The 17,199-nt window shown below is 51.1% G+C and carries 16 protein-coding genes and 1 pseudogene; 3 read left to right on the top strand and 14 right to left on the bottom strand.

Features of this window, described 5'->3' with window-relative positions:
• Window positions 1–170: 170 nt before the first annotated feature.
• A pseudogene (locus IPG80_RS13050) lies at window positions 171–1,893 on the top strand (alginate lyase family protein).
• Window positions 1,894–1,924: 31 nt separating this feature from the next.
• Here IPG80_RS13050 and IPG80_RS13055 read toward each other — a convergent pair.
• From IPG80_RS13055 to IPG80_RS13105, 11 genes are all read right to left on the bottom strand, one after another.
• On the bottom strand, window positions 1,925–3,085 hold the full coding sequence (locus tag IPG80_RS13055) for a thiolase domain-containing protein (protein ID WP_345107539.1): 1,161 nt from the start codon (window positions 3,083–3,085) through the stop codon (window positions 1,925–1,927).
• 24 nt (window positions 3,086–3,109) lie between these two features.
• Complete coding sequence (locus IPG80_RS13060) at window positions 3,110–3,628, bottom strand: hypothetical protein (protein ID WP_345107541.1); 519 nt, start codon at window positions 3,626–3,628, stop codon at window positions 3,110–3,112.
• A 10-nt stretch (window positions 3,629–3,638) separates the two neighbouring features.
• Window positions 3,639–4,619, bottom strand: coding sequence for an acetylxylan esterase (locus tag IPG80_RS13065; RefSeq protein ID WP_345107542.1), 981 nt, complete (start codon window positions 4,617–4,619; stop codon window positions 3,639–3,641).
• A 117-nt stretch (window positions 4,620–4,736) separates the two neighbouring features.
• Window positions 4,737–5,813, bottom strand: a complete 1,077-nt coding sequence (locus tag IPG80_RS13070) for a hydroxymethylglutaryl-CoA synthase (RefSeq protein WP_345107544.1) — start codon at window positions 5,811–5,813, stop codon at window positions 4,737–4,739.
• Between the two features lie 65 nt (window positions 5,814–5,878).
• Window positions 5,879–6,505 carry an HAD family hydrolase gene (locus tag IPG80_RS13075; protein WP_345107546.1) on the bottom strand — a complete coding sequence of 209 codons (627 nt, stop codon included), beginning with the start codon at window positions 6,503–6,505 and terminating at the stop codon, window positions 5,879–5,881.
• A gap of 15 nt (window positions 6,506–6,520) precedes the next feature.
• Window positions 6,521–7,390, bottom strand: a complete 870-nt coding sequence (locus tag IPG80_RS13080; protein WP_345107548.1) for a DMT family transporter — start codon at window positions 7,388–7,390, stop codon at window positions 6,521–6,523.
• 71 nt (window positions 7,391–7,461) lie between these two features.
• Window positions 7,462–8,217 (bottom strand): metallophosphoesterase family protein, encoded by a 756-nt coding sequence (locus IPG80_RS13085; RefSeq protein ID WP_345107550.1) that lies wholly within the window; start codon window positions 8,215–8,217, stop codon window positions 7,462–7,464.
• A 10-nt stretch (window positions 8,218–8,227) separates the two neighbouring features.
• Window positions 8,228–8,440, bottom strand: a complete 213-nt coding sequence (locus tag IPG80_RS13090) for a hypothetical protein (protein ID WP_345107551.1) — start codon at window positions 8,438–8,440, stop codon at window positions 8,228–8,230.
• Window positions 8,441–8,446: 6 nt separating this feature from the next.
• Window positions 8,447–8,896 (bottom strand): organomercurial lyase, encoded by a 450-nt coding sequence (merB, locus tag IPG80_RS13095; RefSeq protein ID WP_345107553.1) that lies wholly within the window; start codon window positions 8,894–8,896, stop codon window positions 8,447–8,449.
• Window positions 8,897–8,935: 39 nt separating this feature from the next.
• The gene (locus tag IPG80_RS13100) at window positions 8,936–10,087 is read right to left on the bottom strand and encodes a YgeY family selenium metabolism-linked hydrolase (protein ID WP_345107555.1); all 1,152 of its coding nucleotides are present in this window, start codon (window positions 10,085–10,087) and stop codon (window positions 8,936–8,938) included.
• 154 nt (window positions 10,088–10,241) lie between these two features.
• Complete coding sequence (locus IPG80_RS13105) at window positions 10,242–11,513, bottom strand: hydroxymethylglutaryl-CoA reductase, degradative (protein WP_345107556.1); 1,272 nt, start codon at window positions 11,511–11,513, stop codon at window positions 10,242–10,244.
• Window positions 11,514–11,595: 82 nt separating this feature from the next.
• Here IPG80_RS13105 and IPG80_RS13110 point away from each other — a divergent pair, with 82 nt between their 5' ends.
• Both IPG80_RS13110 and dnaA read left to right on the top strand, forming a co-directional pair.
• Window positions 11,596–13,272 carry a GAF domain-containing protein gene (locus tag IPG80_RS13110; protein ID WP_345107558.1) on the top strand — a complete coding sequence of 559 codons (1,677 nt, stop codon included), beginning with the start codon at window positions 11,596–11,598 and terminating at the stop codon, window positions 13,270–13,272.
• Window positions 13,273–13,742: 470 nt separating this feature from the next.
• A complete protein-coding gene (dnaA, locus tag IPG80_RS13115) occupies window positions 13,743–15,095 on the top strand; it encodes a chromosomal replication initiator protein DnaA (protein WP_345107560.1) in 1,353 nt (450 codons plus the stop codon).
• A gap of 64 nt (window positions 15,096–15,159) precedes the next feature.
• On the opposite strand, the gene IPG80_RS13120 is transcribed toward dnaA, so the two are convergent.
• The 3 genes from IPG80_RS13120 to IPG80_RS13130 are packed head-to-tail and all read right to left on the bottom strand — an operon-like array spanning window position 15,160 to window position 17,197.
• Window positions 15,160–15,864 carry a hypothetical protein gene (locus tag IPG80_RS13120; RefSeq protein ID WP_345107562.1) on the bottom strand — a complete coding sequence of 235 codons (705 nt, stop codon included), beginning with the start codon at window positions 15,862–15,864 and terminating at the stop codon, window positions 15,160–15,162.
• Window positions 15,861–16,724 carry an alpha/beta fold hydrolase gene (locus IPG80_RS13125; protein WP_345107564.1) on the bottom strand — a complete coding sequence of 288 codons (864 nt, stop codon included), beginning with the start codon at window positions 16,722–16,724 and terminating at the stop codon, window positions 15,861–15,863. The genes IPG80_RS13120 and IPG80_RS13125 overlap by 4 nt, the downstream gene beginning before the upstream one ends.
• Window positions 16,721–17,197 carry a MarR family winged helix-turn-helix transcriptional regulator gene (locus IPG80_RS13130; RefSeq protein WP_345107565.1) on the bottom strand — a complete coding sequence of 159 codons (477 nt, stop codon included), beginning with the start codon at window positions 17,195–17,197 and terminating at the stop codon, window positions 16,721–16,723. The genes IPG80_RS13125 and IPG80_RS13130 overlap by 4 nt, the downstream gene beginning before the upstream one ends.
• Window positions 17,198–17,199 lie beyond the last annotated feature (2 nt).

Consider the following 17,199-nt stretch of genomic DNA (forward strand, 5'->3'; position numbering starts at 1 on the left):
TCGAAGAAGCAAACAAACTTCTCAATGGCGAACTCAAATACTTCTCCCATGAATATCGCAAAACCGACTTTCCACCTAATTGGAATGATGTCATCCTGAGCGATAGCGAAGGATCTCTACCAACATCCTCAGAGATTCTTCGGTCGCGAAGAACGCTCCCTCAGAATGACATGACTAAACACTGGTCCCAAATCTCCGACGACTCCGCAACCGACATCAAATTCATCTGGGAACCGAACCGCTTCGCCTTCGTCTACACCCTCGTCCGCGCCTACGGAATCACCCAAGACGAAAAATACCCCCAAGCCTTCTGGCAACTCATCCAAGACTGGGCGGAACACAATCCCCCCAACACCGGCGCCAACTGGAAAGACGGACAAGAGATCGCCCTCCGCCTCATGGCATGGACCTTCGGCTTCTACACCTTTATCCATTCTCCATCCGCCACATCTGAGCGTATTTCACAATTTACCCAACTCGTCGCCGCCCAAGCCGAACGGATTCACGCCAACATCGGCTACGCCATCTCCACCCGCAGCAACCACACCATCAGCGAAGCCTTCGGTCTGTGGATGGTTGGTTTGCTATTCCCTGAACTAAAAGATGCCGAAAAATATTTCAACCTCGGCAAACGTCTGCTCGAAGAGGAAGCCGCCAAACAAATCTTCCCCGATGGCAGTTATTCTATGTACTCTCTCAACTACCATCGCTTCATTTTGCATCTTTATCTCTACGCTGTTCAACTTGGAGAACTTAACCACGATAATCCGTCATTGCGAGCCGCGCTTTTGCCCTTTGTGACGAAGCAATCTCCCAGTCTGCTCATGAGATTGCTTCGGGCGGGAGAGCACCACCCTCGCAATGACGGAATAGGGTTTTCGGATGAATTGAAAATATCTGTAGCCAACTCCATCCAATTCCTCTCACAACTCATTGACCCTATTACCGGACATATGCCCGTCTACGGCTCGAACGACGGTGCATTAGTCTTGCCTCTCAATAACTGTGACTTTGCCGACTATCGTCCGCTGCTGCAATTAGGCTCGGTCATCTCCACCGGTCAACCCATGTTTGACGCAGGCGTTTGGGACGAGGATGTATATTGGTTATGCGGCATTGAATCCCTCTCCCAACGGGAGAGGGTGTCCGAAGGACGGGTGAGGGGGAATTTCCCCCAAGGCGGTACCTATATCCTTCACAACACCAACTCCCGCGCCATCCTGCGCTGTACCGACTTCACCTCCCGCCCCTCCCACGCCGACCAACTCCACATGGACTTGTGGATGGGTAGCGACAACATCGCCATCGACGCCGGAACCTATCTCTACTCCGGTGAGGGTATCTGGCGCAATGGATTGGCTCACCTCCGCGCACAACACCGTCACTGTGGACGGCAAAGACCAAATGACCCTGGTCAGCCGCTTCACATGGACGAATTGGGCGAAGGGCAAAGTTATCAAGCACACCGAAAACCTTTGGCAAGGCGAACATAATGGCTATAAACCCGTCCGCCACAAACGCACGGTCATGGCATTGGAAGGGGACAGGTGGCTGATCATCGACGACCTCGAAGCGAATGAGTCGCATCACTACACCCTGCACTGGCTATTGAATGATGTGCCGTTTTCCCAAAATAAAAACTCGCTTCACCTGAAATATGAAGCGAGCACATACAAAATTCAAACCGGGCTAACGAATGGCACAGGCAAACTCTCTATCCTCCGCGCCGACCCTAAATCAACTCTTGGATGGCGCTCACGTTACTACAGTCACAAAGAGCCTGCCATCTCCCTCCTGTTCGAAGTCACTCAACCCATTGCGCAGTTCTATACCTTCTTCGGCTTTGAAAACGACTTCGCAGATTCCTATCTCTCGCAAATAAAAAGACCGTGAACGGCATCGTCCACGGTCAATCGTCCATCGTCTAATCCAGTCTCTGCAAGATATGACTCACTGCCGTGGAGGCGGGACCGCCCAGCGACTGGATCAACCCGAACTTCGCATCCTTAATTTGGTTCGCCTCAGCCTGACCTCGTAACTGTATCGCCGCTTCGACGGCTTGGTACACACCGGCAGCCCCGCCGGGGAATCCGCGGGCTTTCATTCCACCCATGGTTGCGCAGGGGATACTTCCTTTCAGACCGATCGCGCCATCTGCGGCGAGCTTCCAGCCTTTTCCTTTGATCGCAAATCCCACGGCTTCCAATTGCAGTGCCGCATAAATGCTGAAGGCATCATGATATTCAAAGAAGTCAATGCCATCCAAGGTTAAACCAACTTGTTTCATGGCTTTGCCCGCCGAAAGTTGCGCGGTGTCGAAGTACAGCATGTCCTTGCGGTCGTGTAACGCCAGCGTATCAGACGATGCCGCCGAGCCAGCGATCTTTACGAGTGGACTCTTCCAACTGGACGGAAGCAGCTCACGGCGAGTCAGAACGAGCGCGGCAGCGCCATCCGCATTGGGTGCCATATCAAACATATTGAGCGGGTCGCTGACCATCTCAGCTTTGGCGTATGTCTCTGCTTTGATGGCTTTGCGGAACATGGCGTTCTTATTCGCCACACCATTGGCATGTGCCGTAAGTGCAAATCCTGCGAACCCATCGGCAGGGACTTCATATTCATGCATGTAACGCTTCATTAGCAACGCAGCTTGGGCGGCGGGAGTCATACCTTGTACGGCTTCATAATCTGAGTCCGATGCAGTGGCGAGGGCTTCATCCACACCGGCGCCGACTTTGTCTGTAAATTTTTCCACGCCCACCACGAGAGCCACATCCACAAATCCGCTGGCAACGGCGAGATAGCCCTGGCGCAGCGCTGCTCCGCCGGACGCTCCTGCCGCTTCAACGGTCACGGCTTCGATACCATTCAACCCGGCATAATCCGCAATCAACACGCCGACGTGTGCCTGACGTGAAAGATTCGGCGCGAGCATATTGCCCACGAACAGCGACTGCGGTTTGAGCCCGCCTGCATCTTCGATCGCATCGTGGATGGCGGCATAGGCTAGGTCACGTAGACCAATATCCCAATGTTCGCCAACTTCGGTTTGTCCTATTCCTGCAATAACGACTTCTGTCATGTTGTGAGCGAATCCTTTATGTGTTTAATTCCAGAATTGCCACCAGGCTTTGCCTTTTGCGTTCGCCTGGCTCGAAGTTTTCATTCCTTTAATGACTTCGCCGACCTTTGAATTCTCATTGATCGAGCGGACGTGCATTTTATAGTCTTTTAGAAAACCGCCATTGATATTGACGTAGTCCACTTCACCTGCAAGCATCTTATTCCATTCCCCGATCGTTTCTTTTGCCACATACTTGCGAGTGCCTGCATTCCTATCCGTCGATATTTCAGCGACGACCGTTTCCAGCAGGCTGACATGGTACTTGACCCATTCCTCGATAACTTGCGGTTGTTGCTTGCGCAGGGTATCAAGAAGCTGTTTTAATTCAGCTAACCCGGCGTTGATCTCAACATCGAGTTTCTTGAGGGTGTCCTCAGCTTCCTTCAACTGTGCCGGGTTGGGTTTGCCATAATCAATGTAATTTGCGCGGTCGCCTGATTTTTCTCTCAGGTCTTCGATCTTCTGGCGTAGTTTTTCGAGTCTTACAGTTTCTGACAACATATTTCTCCGATTATTCCCAAATAGTTTTTAAGAATTTCAATTTTTCCAGGTCATGAAAACTTTGTCCGCCTTCGTGACCGTTATAAGTGTAGGTCTTAATATCTTTTTCTCCAGTCCAATGGTTGTATGCTGCATAGACTGTCGATGGCGGGCAGACTTGATCCATGAGCGCCACTGAGAATAAGGTCTGCGCTTTGGCACGGACAGAGAAGTTGACCCCGTCGAAATACGAAAGCGTGTTGAAGACCGTCTCGATCTTGTCGCGATGAACATGGCAATATTCGCCGATCTCTTTGTAAGGATACGCATCACTAATTTCAGTCGCACGGCGATAGTGACATAAGAACGGCACATCGGGCATGGCAACTTTGACGTTGGGAACGAGCCCTGCCGCGGCGATGGAGATGCCTCCGCCTTGCGAGCCGCCCGTCACCGCGACTCGCGCTTCATCTACTTCGGGATGGCTGGTTGCTGCTTCGACGGCTCTCACTGCATCTGTGAACACTCGTCGATAGTAATAGTGTTGCGGGTCGAGAATCCCTTTGGTCATGCTGCCGGGGAAGTGCGCATTACCGCCGTCACCATACAGGTCAGGGGTATCGCCCGCAGACCAGGTACTGCCTTGTCCGCGCGTATCCATGACGAAATGAGCGTAACCCGCACTTGCCCAAAGCAGCCAGTTGAAGCCGAATTGACGTCCGCCGCCATAGCCGATGTATTCCACCACAACCGGTAAGGGTACGTCGCGACGTGCCCTTACAGCTGGCAGGATCAACCAGCCTTTGACGGGTTGACCACCAAAGCCATTGAACGTCACGTCAAACGTTTCTTGCGCAACGAGACCATAATCCACTTTTTCAAATTTTGCGTTCAGTGGGAATGTTCGTGCTTCGGCGAGGGTGTTTGCCCAAAACGAGTCAAAGTCTGCGGGCTCGCTGCGGGCGGGTTTGTATTTTTTTAGTTCGTCGAGAGAAAGGTCGAAGAATGCCATGGGGTCTCCTCGTCATTGCGAGGAGGGTGCTCTTCCCGACGAAGCAATCTAATGATTAGGTCATGAGATTGCTTCGGGCGAAGAACAAGAGCGCCCTCGCAATGACGGATTATTTTTTTACTTCATCGCCAACTTGCCACGGAAGCGCACATAGGTCGCGTAATCAATTTCGGTGCGACGGGCAATGTATTCACGAGTCTTCGTGGCGAGGTTTTGTCTGGCAGGAGCTTTATCAGTGACGGTAATGTCGAAGGCATCGGACCCGGCACCGGAGCCGAAAGAGACGATGAGGATTCGGTCACCGGGTTGGGCGATGTCGAGAGTCGCAGTGAGTCCGATCATCGCCGCGCCTGCGTAGGTATTTCCAATAATCGGCACGAGCAGACCGGGCTCGATCTGATCCATCGAAAAGCCAAGTTGACCCGCCACACGCTGCGGGAATTTAGTGTTGGGTTGATGGAAGACCGCCCACTTGTAATCTTTGGCGGTGGTGCCGGATGCTTCCATGAGATGTGTGGCAGCTTCGGTGACGTGTTTGAAATACGCCGGTTCGCCGGTGAAGCGCATGCCGTGTTCGGGATATTTCTGATATTCGCGTCGCCAGAAATCAGGCGTATCGGTGACGTAGGAGTACGAAGCATTGATGGTTGCCAAAGACTCTTCGGCGGGACCGACAATGTACGCGCCGCCGCCCGCGCCTGCGGTGTATTCGAGCGCGTCGCCGGGTTTGCCTTGTGCCGTATCCATGCCAATCGCCATCGCATAGTGACCCATGCCCGAGCCGACCAGACCCATTGCTGCGACGAGCGCCTCAGTGCCTGCCTTACAAGCGAATTCCCAATCTGCAGCCTGCGTGTTCGGGACAGCTCCAATCGCCTCAGCAACGAGAGTTGACGTTGGCTTGACCGCATACGGATGTGACTCGGAGCCGACCCATACCGCGCGCAGTTCGGTCGGGTCGATCTGGGCACGCATCATTGCATTTCGCGCCGCTTCTATTGACATGGTGATGACATCTTCGTCCAACCCTGGCACGGCTTTTTCTTTGATGGGAAGTCCGCTGGTCTTGCCCGTCCACACGCGGGCGACCTCCTTGGCAGGCAGACGGAAGCGCGGCACATACGAGCCATAGCCGACAATGCCAACGGGTTTGATGGGTTTGAGTAAGGTAGGGGAGGGTTGAGGAGTTGTCATTTGTTTTTCCTGAATACGTAGGAGGATTGTAGTAGGTGAGGGCTTGCAAAAGCTATCTTGTTATTTTACCGCTCAATAACCCCAATCAATTCATGCGGAGAGTTAACCACATATTCTGGTTTACCCTTTATTAGAGTCTCCAAACCCTGATGCCCCCATGTGACAGCAATACTAGTCACCCCAGCCTCCTTCGCGGCGCGGATGTCACTCAACGCATCACCGATCATAAAGACCGCTTCTCCGTTTTGTACAAATCGCTCCCGTGCAATGGATATTTTCTGTGCTTTTGAGCCGGGCGTGTCCACACCGTAAACGGCATGGATGAGACTGTCCAGTCCGTGTTGGGTGAGGAAGGCATGCACGTTTTGCGATGAATTTGTGGTTACGATGGCGATCTTATGGTTGGTGGAAAAATGCTGAATTACTTCGCTCACTCCATCGAAGATAGCGGGTGGGGATGCTTTTTCTGCGAAGAGTCTCAAGCTGATTTTAACGAACTCATCTATGAGATGCTCAGGTACTTCACAGGCTCGCCCATAGGTAGCAAAAGACATGACTTCAAGGTTGCTCAAATCGTCTTTTGTCACCACATGCTTGACGCCTAATTGGTCGCAGGCTTCCTGCCCGAAGCGGATCAAGTCGTCGAGCGTGTCTGCCAGGACGCCGTCATAATCGAAGATAACTAATGCCATGAAAATTTTCCGTTTCTAAAATGCGGTTGCGACAATGCCAAGAATGGCAATGACAACCCCGATCAATTGAAGTTTTGAAAGTTTATCTTTTAGGAAGATGACCGCCAGTGCAATGGTCACAATGGACAGAGCCGAGGCGATGGGCGTGATCAAGATGGCATCTCCAATGGTCAAGCCGTAATTCACGAGAGCCACGGCGCTGACTTCGATGATTCCCATCAACAAAACCGCGTATTTTGTTTTCGTTGGAATGTTCGTCAGTCCAATTTCTTGCTTTGCAAAAAGAGAAAAACCCAACAAGAAAATTATGATGCCAAGTTTAGTCAGTATTGTGGACAAAAGCCAGCCGATCTCTTCAGAAACGATTTCGCTAATGTTCCAAAACACTCCAAAGAAAAATGCTCCCAGAATCGCTTCGCGTACACCCAATGAAAGCTGAAATCCCTGCTTATTGATGCTCTTCCAATCAATGGCGGCAAGCGTCGCGCCGGAGAGGATCAAGAATACGCCGATGGTTTGGGTTGTGCTCAAACGCTGTCCCATAAAGAGGAAGGCGAAGGACATGGTGAAGACTGCCCACAGGTTCATGGTCGCGGCAATGATCGAGACGTTGCCTTTCTCAAAACCTTTGAAGAAGAATAAATATCCCGCCGAATAGACGATGGATGCAAGCGGTGACAAAGCGATAGCCAGAAAGGGAATGTCGAATGTTGTTTTAAGAGCAAAAGCAAGTAACAGAATGGATATTAATCCCGCTAACTGTGACCAGAACAAAGACTTGAACGACCCGATTTGCTTGGAAAAAACGCCGCCCAGGAAATCATAGATTCCCCAACCAAGCATGCCACCGATTCCCAATATTATGCTAATGATGGTTGTGCTCATAAATACTTTGGAGTTGTATGCCTATGCTGGGAAATTTTAATCCGACGAAATTTTCGTGTCACAGCAATCTGCTACGCATAAGATTTATATTGTGCCATCGCCTCGCCCGCAAAGGGTCTGCTGCTTGAACGATACACATCAGCCATCTTGTCCATGTCCAAAGCGACGCGGATGAATTCCAGTTGCACGTTCGATTTATCGATGGTTAGTAGGGCATATTCTGCCCAAGGGTCGAGTAGTTTTTGTTCACCGGTCTGATCGTGGTTGTATGCAACACCGACGCTGCCTGGGTTGAAATAAAAATTTTGGCTGTCTCGCAGGCGACGGGTATATTGCAAGTGGACATGCCCGCCGGTGAGGATATGATCTGAATACGGTTTGAAAACTTCTTGGTACTCTTCCTCAGAAGTGGATGGCAGGAGGACCTGGTCGAAGGATGTGGGGGAGCCGTGAAAGGCAAGCAGGCTTTTGCCGTTCCCTAAATCAATGCTCACCGTTGCTTGAAATGATTCAATGAATACACAATCATCTTTGTTTAGTTTGCTCAAAGACCACTCGCGGACAGTGTCCAGTTTCTTGCGGCGTTCTTCTGAGATCGAATCTGCATCGGTTTCTTCTCCGGTTAATAGCCATGCATCAGAATTACCCATCACTACGGGACTTTTCATTTCACGCAAAAGTTGAACGGTCTCATGTGGTTGAGGTCCACCCTGGATCATGTCGCCATTGCAAATGATCTGATCGAACCCTTTCTTTTTCGCATCTGCCAAGACAGTTTCGAGCGCCAGACAATTTCCATGAACATCGGATAAGACAAGGATTCTCATTGTAGGTCCTTTATAAATACCAAAATTTCGACATCAACCCAGCCTGTTTAAAAATCTCTGCAACTTGTTCCATACTACGTCCATGATACTCAAGCGACATACGATTGCCGTACCAGAGTTTGGAAAGCTCCCAAACCTGCTGAATCGACAGCATCTCTCCGCGTTCGAGGTTATTTCGTTTGCACCATTTGTCTACCCATTCTTCCGACCGGAAGAGAAGCATCGTCGCTCAGGTAAAGACCAGGTCATCGTACCATTGTGAGAAGGCAAGTGGAAAGTGAACAAGCAAGTCACCATTTGTAACCTTGCCGTCCTTTACTTCCAATTGAACCGACTCGTTGCTCTCTGTAAATACCGCGTCAATCACCGCGTCACAGTGTAATGCCGCAGGAATACCGAGCATGTCCCAGGCACAGTTGGCAAAGTAGGTCTTGCCATTGGCATGGACTTTGAAATCAGTTGGAATCCCCGAGAACGGATTTGCCATGCGGATAGCCATTTTGTCAAAATCGAGAAACACGGCGTGGCGGTTATGAAGTTCTTTAAAAAGTTCACTGGCTTCTTCTGTTGAAATACCAAAATGCGCAGCGGTTTCATCCACACTGGGTGGGCGGGTGGTATCTGCGATGTGCGAGTAAACAAAGTGACGGGTTTGCCAGATAACAGAGTCGTCTTTCATCTTTCCTCTTTCATTTTAATAATCACCACTTACCAATTACTACTTACCCAACACCGACTCTATAATCCCCGCATACCCTCGCGCCGTCTTCACAAGTTCATCGAGGCTGAGTTGTTCATCCACCACGTGCGCATCCCCTTCCGCGCCGGGACCAAAGCCAATGGTTGGCACGCCCGCTGTGCCGATGCTGTACGCGGCGTTGGTACAGAATCGGTAGGCACCCAGTTTCGGATCCAGACCGGAGGCGCGCAGTCCCTTCAATGCTTTTTGTAAAAATTCATCGTCTTCATTCAGTTCCCAAGCTGGGAAGAATTTATTCGCGGTCAAGGTTTCGCCTGTATAAGTGACGTGGTCACTTTGCGCGATCTTCGCTTTGAAATTTACATCCTTCAACGCAGGCAAAGAAGTAATTTCATTCAATACACCTTCAGGTGTTTCGCCTGGCAAGAGACGGCGATCGTAGGTCACTTTGCAGAGCGCGGGAATCACCGAATAACCGGGATACGGCTCCGAGATAATATCGGTCAACGCAAGGATGGCGGGACCCATCAGTGGATGTTCGCCCAATTTCACCTTTTCCACTTCAGCGATGACCTTTGTCATCAGATGCACAGCGTTCACGCCTAACTGTGGTGACGATGAATGGGCAGGCTTGCCGATCGCTTCGAGATGAATCTCCGCCCGTCCGCGCCCGCCTCTAGCAACATTGAGTTGGGTCGCTTCGCCGATGACAACATAATCCGGCTTGACCTCATCCATCACGGCTTTGAGCGCGCCGCCTTCGTACACTTCTTCCATCACCGAAGCGGAGATGACCACCGCGCCCGCGAGTTTGCTTCTATCTATACTCGCCGCCGCATGGATCATCGCCGCGAGCGAGCCTTTCATGTCCATCACACCGCGCCCGTACATGTGAGTGTCCGTGACTTCGGCGCCGAAAGGGGCGCGAGTCCAGACGGACCCGGGAGCGATTCCCACCGTATCGGTGTGCGCATCAAAAAGCAGAGTCTTCCCCGCTTGCGCCCCGCGGATCATTCCCACGGCGGAACCGTATTTGTCGACCCAAACCTTATCGAAGCCGAGAGCGTTCATCTCGTCCACGACGATCTGCGTGACCGCGCCTTCTTCTCCAGACAAACTCTGCTGGCGGACGATTCTTTGAGTGAATTCAATTAAGGCTTCGATATCCATGTTGGTCTCCGTTTGTCACCCTGAGGAAGCGCGCTCTTTGCGACCGAAGGGTCTCTACCTTAGATTAGCAAGACTCCATGCAGTGGTAGAGATCCTCACCGCACTGCATCCGCAGCGCGGTGCATGTGTCGCTATCGCTCAGGATGACATTAAATTATAGTGATTTCAAAATTTCTTCCGCCCTATCAATTCTCACAACCTTCTCCACCACCATCTGCGCCGCGACCTTTTCAACCAACTCGCCAGTCGCACCAGCCGCAATCGCAACTTGACGGGCATGCAGCGACATATGTCCGCGTTGAATGCCTTCGGTGGCGAGGGCGCGCAAGGCTGCCATATTCTGTGCCAAGCCAACCGAGACGATGATCTCAGCCAGCTCGCTCGCAGTTTTCACGCCCATAAGTTTGACCGCCGCCTGTGCCGCCGGGTGAACCTTGGTCGCCCCGCCGACGATGCCGACTGCCATCGGCATTTCGAGCGTGCCGACGAGGTTGCCTTCACTGTCTTTGCCCCAGGTGGAGAGGGAGGTGTAATGTCCATTTTTCACGGCGTAGGCGTGAGCGCCTGCTTCAATGGCGCGCCAGTCGTTGCCAGTGGCGATGACGACAGAGTCCACGCCGTTCATAATGCCTTTATTGTGAGTGGCGGCGCGGTATGGGTCCACAGCGGCGAAGGCGTAGGCAGCGATGATTCCGTCTCGCACTTGTTCGCCGGAAAAATTATCGAACGCCAATGATTTCACAGGGATGGTGCAACGTGCGCGGGCAATGCGTCGGTCTGCTAAGTTGGAGAGAATGCGCAAATGAACTTTTCCGCCTGTGATAGCTTCGATCTTCGGGGCGAGTCTTTCGCAAGCGGTGTTGACTGCATTCGCGCCCATTGCATCACGGACGTCATAAATGAGATGAACAACGAGAAATCCGCCAATGGGCGAGTCGTTGAAGATGCGCACTTCCAAGTCTCTTGCGCCGCCGCCAAATTTTTTGAGGATGGGATCAATCGAGTCCGCTTCGGCGAGCAACTCGGCTTTCTTTTCGTATATCTTTAGCTTTGCTTCATTGAGATTGGTGACGTTGATGACCTGCATCTGTCCGATCATGAGCGGGTCGGTAGTGGTGGCTTGGTATCCGCCGCCGGCACGGGCAAGCTTTGCCATGAACGATGCGCCCGCCACGACAGACGGTTCTTCAAGCGTCATGGGCACGAGTACGTCTTTACCGTTTACCATGAAGTTCAAGGCGATGCCCAACGGCAGGCTGTGCATGCCGACCACGTTTTCAATCATGTGGTCAGCGGCTTCGGCGGAGATTCCGCCTGAGGTCCACGCGCCAAGATCGGGCGGGGTAAGAGCCGCGGCGTCCGCTAGTTTTTGGCGGCGCTCTTCAATGGTCATGTTGTAAAAACCGGAAATTCGGGAGGTTGTCATAATAGTTCCTAGTTTAGTTTTTACTTACTCCCAAATTCTATCAAATATCAAGAGTTTGTTATAATTTTGTCGAGGAGTTTGGATGTTGCTAACCAGAGAGCAGTTACAGGAACGTCTTTTTGCGCTGCACCGTGCCAGCCTTGAGCTGGTTAAGGAGGTCACCCTCGAAACCTTGCTGGAGCGCATCGCCTCTACTGCTTGTGAACAAGCAGGTTCGCGGTATGCTGCTTTGGGGGTTCAAGATAGCAACGGGAAGCTGGAGAAATTCATTGCGGTGGGTATGAGTCGTGATGCCATCAAGCGTATTGAGCATCCGCCGGTTGGGCTTGGGCTATTGGGGGAATTGATGGATACCGAGGTTCCTTTGCGTATCCCTGTTATTCAAGACCATCCCAAATCCATTGGGTTCCCCGCTCATCACCCTAAAATGGTTTCTTTCTTGGGTGTTCCCATCCTGACTACGGATAGGCAGATCGGTCAAATTTACTTGACTGAAAAGTTGGATGGCGATGAATTCTCATCTGACGATGAGATGATCATCCAGATGCTTGCGACGTATGCCGCTACTGCCATCACGAACGCGCGTCTCATTGAAAAGATGACCGAGCGTGATGCCGCACTGACCCGCCGCAACGTGGATATGACCTTGCTGAACGATATCGCCTCCACTTTGACCTCAAGCTTGGAGCTCGATGAGATTCTGAACAAGACCCTCGGGCTTGTGATGAACTATATGAAGGTCGAAGCCGGAGAGATTTTCCTTCTGGAAGAAGACAAGACAACCTTGCGCATGATGCTGCATCGAGGTCAGGCTGCCGAAGCCTTCTGGACTCAAAATATTTTTCGAGTCGGCGAGGGGTACCCGGGAGTTGTGGCTCAGACTTGCCGTCCACTAATCAGTACCGACTTGATAAACGACCCCAATTTTTTGCGCGAAGCGGTGGTTAATGCTGGTTTCCATCAAGTATTGAGCATTCCTTTGGTTTCTGGAGAGCATGTCATGGGGGTGATGAGCGTCGCTTCCCGCTCCAAGACACCTTTTGAAGAACGTAGTGTCCAAATGCTGACAGCAGTAGGGGCGTGGGCGGGGCTTTCGATCGAAAATGCCCGTCTTCACGTCAATGCACGGCGTTTGGCTGTGCTTGAAGAACGTAATCGCATTGGGATGGACTTGCATGATGGCATTATCCAGTCCATTTATGGGGTTGGGTTGGCATTGGAAGGCACAAAACACCTTGTAGATGAAGACCCCATTGCCACAAAGGAGAAGATTGATCATGCCATTGCCGGGTTAAATCAGGCAATTCGTGATCTTCGTGCTTATATCCTCGACCTTCGCCCGCGTCAACTTGGCAACGACGGCTTAATGAGTGGAATTAAACGCCTAATTGCCGAATATCGAGCCAATACCTTCTCTGAAGTCAACTTTATGCCGCCTGAATCAGATATGAAAGAGCTCACACAGACGCAATCCCTGGCTTTATTTCATATATGTCAGGAGTCATTAGCCAATGCCGCCAAGCATGCCAAGGCTAAAGCCGTTCAAATTTCATTGTGGACAACGGATGATCGCGCATTAATGGAGGTCCATGACGATGGTAAAGGTTTTGATACCACCCAAATGTCTTCATTCATTGGTCATGGATTGGCAAACATGCATACTCGTGCGCATGCATCAGGTGGTGATATTGATATTTCATCCATTCCTGGTGAAGGAACGACCGTACTTGTATGGGTTCCACGTGGAATAAAACAATAAAACATACGAGTCGTTGAATAATGTTAATTGAATCCCCAAAACCCGAGGTTCATGCTTTTTCATTTTGATCTGTTGTACTTGATGATTCTTTAAGATAGGTATGCCATGCCCATGCCAAAAGCACCTCTGATACCCATATATGGGGGGTGTTTGGAGGCGGAGCGGTGCTCTTGCCTGAAACGCCTGTTCTAGGAAATAGTGAATATCTTCTTGAAATCAAAGCGATTCTTTAACATAAGGTAATCTTAAAAAAAACAAGTTTTTTAACTTAGCGTAGGCTGAACGACTGTTACATATCCGAATGTTCTGCTAGAATACAACTACGCTGATATAACGGATGTTTGCCCGAAAGAACAACATCCGCAATCCCTGAAAGAAATATCCCAAAAAGATGGCTTTGAAGCCGCTAAACAGGCGGGCTAGTTCATCTACACTGTTTTTACAAAATATTTGCACATTGAGGAACGTTTATGAACGCTGAGCAAGCATGGCAGACTGTCCTTGCACAACTCCAAATGGATATGCCGCGCGCATCCTATGATACTTGGGTGCGCGATACCCGTCCCGTTGGCTATGAAAACGGGATGTTAACCGTTAGTGTTCGCAATGCGTATGCGCGTGACTGGCTCGATAGCCGTCTTGCGGTCACAGTTAACAAGCTTTTGATCGATACTTTAAACTCAAAGGTCTCTGTAAAATTCATAGTTTCCCAAACGGAAGAAATCGCCTCTCCTTTAGACATTGAATCTGCTCCTGCTTCCATAGAGATCACCCCGCCTGAGCCAAAACCCCGCCATGTAACGCTTAATCCCCGTTACACGTTCGATACCTATGTTGTCGGTTCAGGGAATCGGCTTGCGCATGCGGCTTGCCAGGCGGTTGCAGAAAAACCTGCCCGCGCATATAACCCACTTTTCCTGTATGGTGGTGTGGGGCTCGGTAAAACCCACCTTTTACATGCCATCGGCAACGCATGTCACGCCAGCGGATTGAACGTTCTCTACGTTTCTTCCGAAGAATTTACCAATGACCTTATTGCTGCCATTCGTACGCATACCACTCAGGCATTCCGGGAGAAATACCGATCTGCCGATGTGCTGTTGATCGATGATATTCAATTTATTGCAGGCAAGGAATCCACGCAGGAAGAATTCTTCCACACCTTCAACACCCTGCATGGACAGGACAAGCAGATCATCGTTTCATCTGATAGACCTCCCAAGTCCATGGTTACGCTTGAAGAACGTCTGCGTTCCCGCTTTGAATGGGGGTTAACCGCCGACATTCAAGCGCCTGACCTTGAAACTCGCCTTGCCATTCTGCGTTCGAAAGCCGAACGCACTGGACGCCTGATCTCTGATGAGATCCTCGAAACCGTTGCCAAGCGGGTACAGTCCAATATTCGCGAGCTTGAAGGTGCATTGAACCGCATCATCGCCTATGCTGATTTGAGTGGAGCCTCCCTCACACCGAATCTCGTGGAAGTGGCTCTTGCTGACCTGATGCCCTCACGCGGCGATATTGGAGCCGATACCATCGTCACCGAAGTGGCGGACTATTACAAATTGACAGTTGAGAAATTATTAGGGCGAGACCGCACCAAGGAAGTGGCTCATCCACGCCAGATCGCCATGTATCTTTTGCGTGAAGAAGCGAAAATCTCCTTCCCGCAGATCGGCGAAGTGCTTGGCGGGCGCGATCACTCCACGGTGATGTCTGCCATCGAGAAGATCAAGACCCAGTATGACAATGGTGAAGGGCGTGTGCGAAAAGATATCGACTCGCTTCGTCACCAACTCTACGGACAAAACGCTTCAGTGTAATTAAACAGGAACCAGAATCAAGCAGGCGCACTCCATTGGGTGCGCCTGCTTTTTTTAGTTGAGGTCATTTCTTTATGCTAAAGTTGTGAACTGTGATATCGATCAAGGTTGGTGCTGGTAGGGGCTTCCCAGATGGCGAACGCGGCGTGACCAACCTGCGTGAGGTGTAAACGAACCCATCTCCTTGTTTGTGCTCAAGGACAACATTCGCGGCGGTGGCGAGTTTGCTAATGATATCCGCGGTGTAGTCATGTTGAATGAGCAGACCCGTTTTCAGGTCAAAGCGGAAGCGCTGAACCTTGCAGTGGGTGGGAATGCTTTCCGGGAAGGTCGCTTCCAGCCAGCCAGGTTCGATCTCTTTCCAGTCAATATCATCACGCATGAGCAAGGCGGGCAGGGTGAAATAATTCCAGAAGGCGTAGTTGGCGAAGTAGGACATGTCCAGATCGTCCCAGTAGAAGAGACGTCTGCCGCCGGGAAAGTAGCGTCGCGCATCTTTGCGTTCTTCAATGACCTTGCCATTTGAATCCTCAAGGCGTACATCATGCCCATCGAGCACACCCGCAATTTGCGGATCTTTACCAATGGGCGTCAAGCGTGAGTATGGACGATGAATATCCATTTCAATTTTGGCGTGCTTGAAAAATGGACGACCCTTCAGCGTGAACGCCCAGCCATGCACACTGACTTCGGCTTCGATGCGTTTTGCCTTCGACCAGAGTTCTTTACCACCATAGGCGGCAATAGCTTTTTCTGCGGTTGGGTTCATGCTTTCAATGCCTTGATCACTTCTTCCGGCGCTTCTTCGGGCGGGTAGTGACCGATCTTGTTCAAGATTGTGAGTGTGTGATTCTTCATCAGATCAGTCCACACTTTTAGTTCACCTTCTTTGAAGGCAATGTCTGAGTCGCCCCATACGATGGCAGTGGGGATGTGCTCAATGCGGTCGCGTTGTGCCCATAAAACCTGAAGCCAGGCTGTTGATCCGATGATCTCACGCGGGAAAACCCATGTGCCTTTGCGCGCAGTTTTCTCTTGATGCGGCATGTAGTAATGCTTGCGCACTTCTTCTGGCATTTTTTTCTTCGGTCCGTATGCGGCTTTCGATAAGACCCTGCCGATCATGTTGAAATTCAGCGTGAAGAATCTGCCGATGGGTCCGCCTGCCATACCGCTAAATCTCGTGAAATTCGGGATGTGCGTGACGGGCCAGAACCAGCTATTTGTAACCACAAGTTTTTTGATCTTTTCAGGATGCTTGATCGCATACGCCATGGCAAATGGACCACCCCAGTCGTTGAACACGAGGGTGATGTTATCCAGGTTCAGGCTGTCGAGCAGGTTGCTCACATGCTTTGTATGGTGAATGGGCAGGTAATCCCAATCGGCGGGTTTGTCCGAAAGCCCGAAGCCGATGTAATCGGGTGCAATGCAGCGCTGGGTCTTGGACATCTCCTTGATGATCTCGCGGTATTCAAAAGACCAACCCGGATTGCCATGCAGCAACACGATCGGGTTGCCGGTGCCTTCGTCCACGTAGTGCATGTCACCTTGCGGAGTTTTGAAATAATGATCCTTGAAAGGATATTCTTTTTCGTCCAACCAACTGGGTCGTGTCCTGTTTGTCATTTCATCTCCTCGGTTTCCTCTACGATCATCGAAATTTGATGAAGCCCTCGCATCATCAAATCCCATTGCTTGGCACCGATCTCATCTACAATGTGTGACTGCGCCTTCTGCCAATAGGGAAGCGCCTTCTCCAGCGTGGACTTGCCCTTGGGAGTCAGCATCAGCGGGCGGGAACGGCGATCGCTTCCTACGTTGACCTTGACCAGCCCCGCCCTTACAAGCGGATTCAAATTCCGAGTCAGAGTCGTCCTATCCATCGCCAGCACGTAGGCAACTTCCTGCATCGGCGCTTCGCCCATCATATCCAGCAGGCTGAGCAGCGAATACTGCGTCGAGCGGATTCCCGCCGGGGCAAGCATCTTGTCGTAATACTGGGTGATCAGCCTTGTGGCGCGGCGGGTGTTGAACCCCACACACGGCACGGCTTGACGCGAGAACTCATACAACTTTTCTTTGGGTAAGTCCTTGAACATAA

The organism is Candidatus Villigracilis vicinus, assembly GCF_016702885.1.
GTDB classification, from domain to species: domain Bacteria; phylum Chloroflexota; class Anaerolineae; order Anaerolineales; family Villigracilaceae; genus Villigracilis; species Villigracilis vicinus.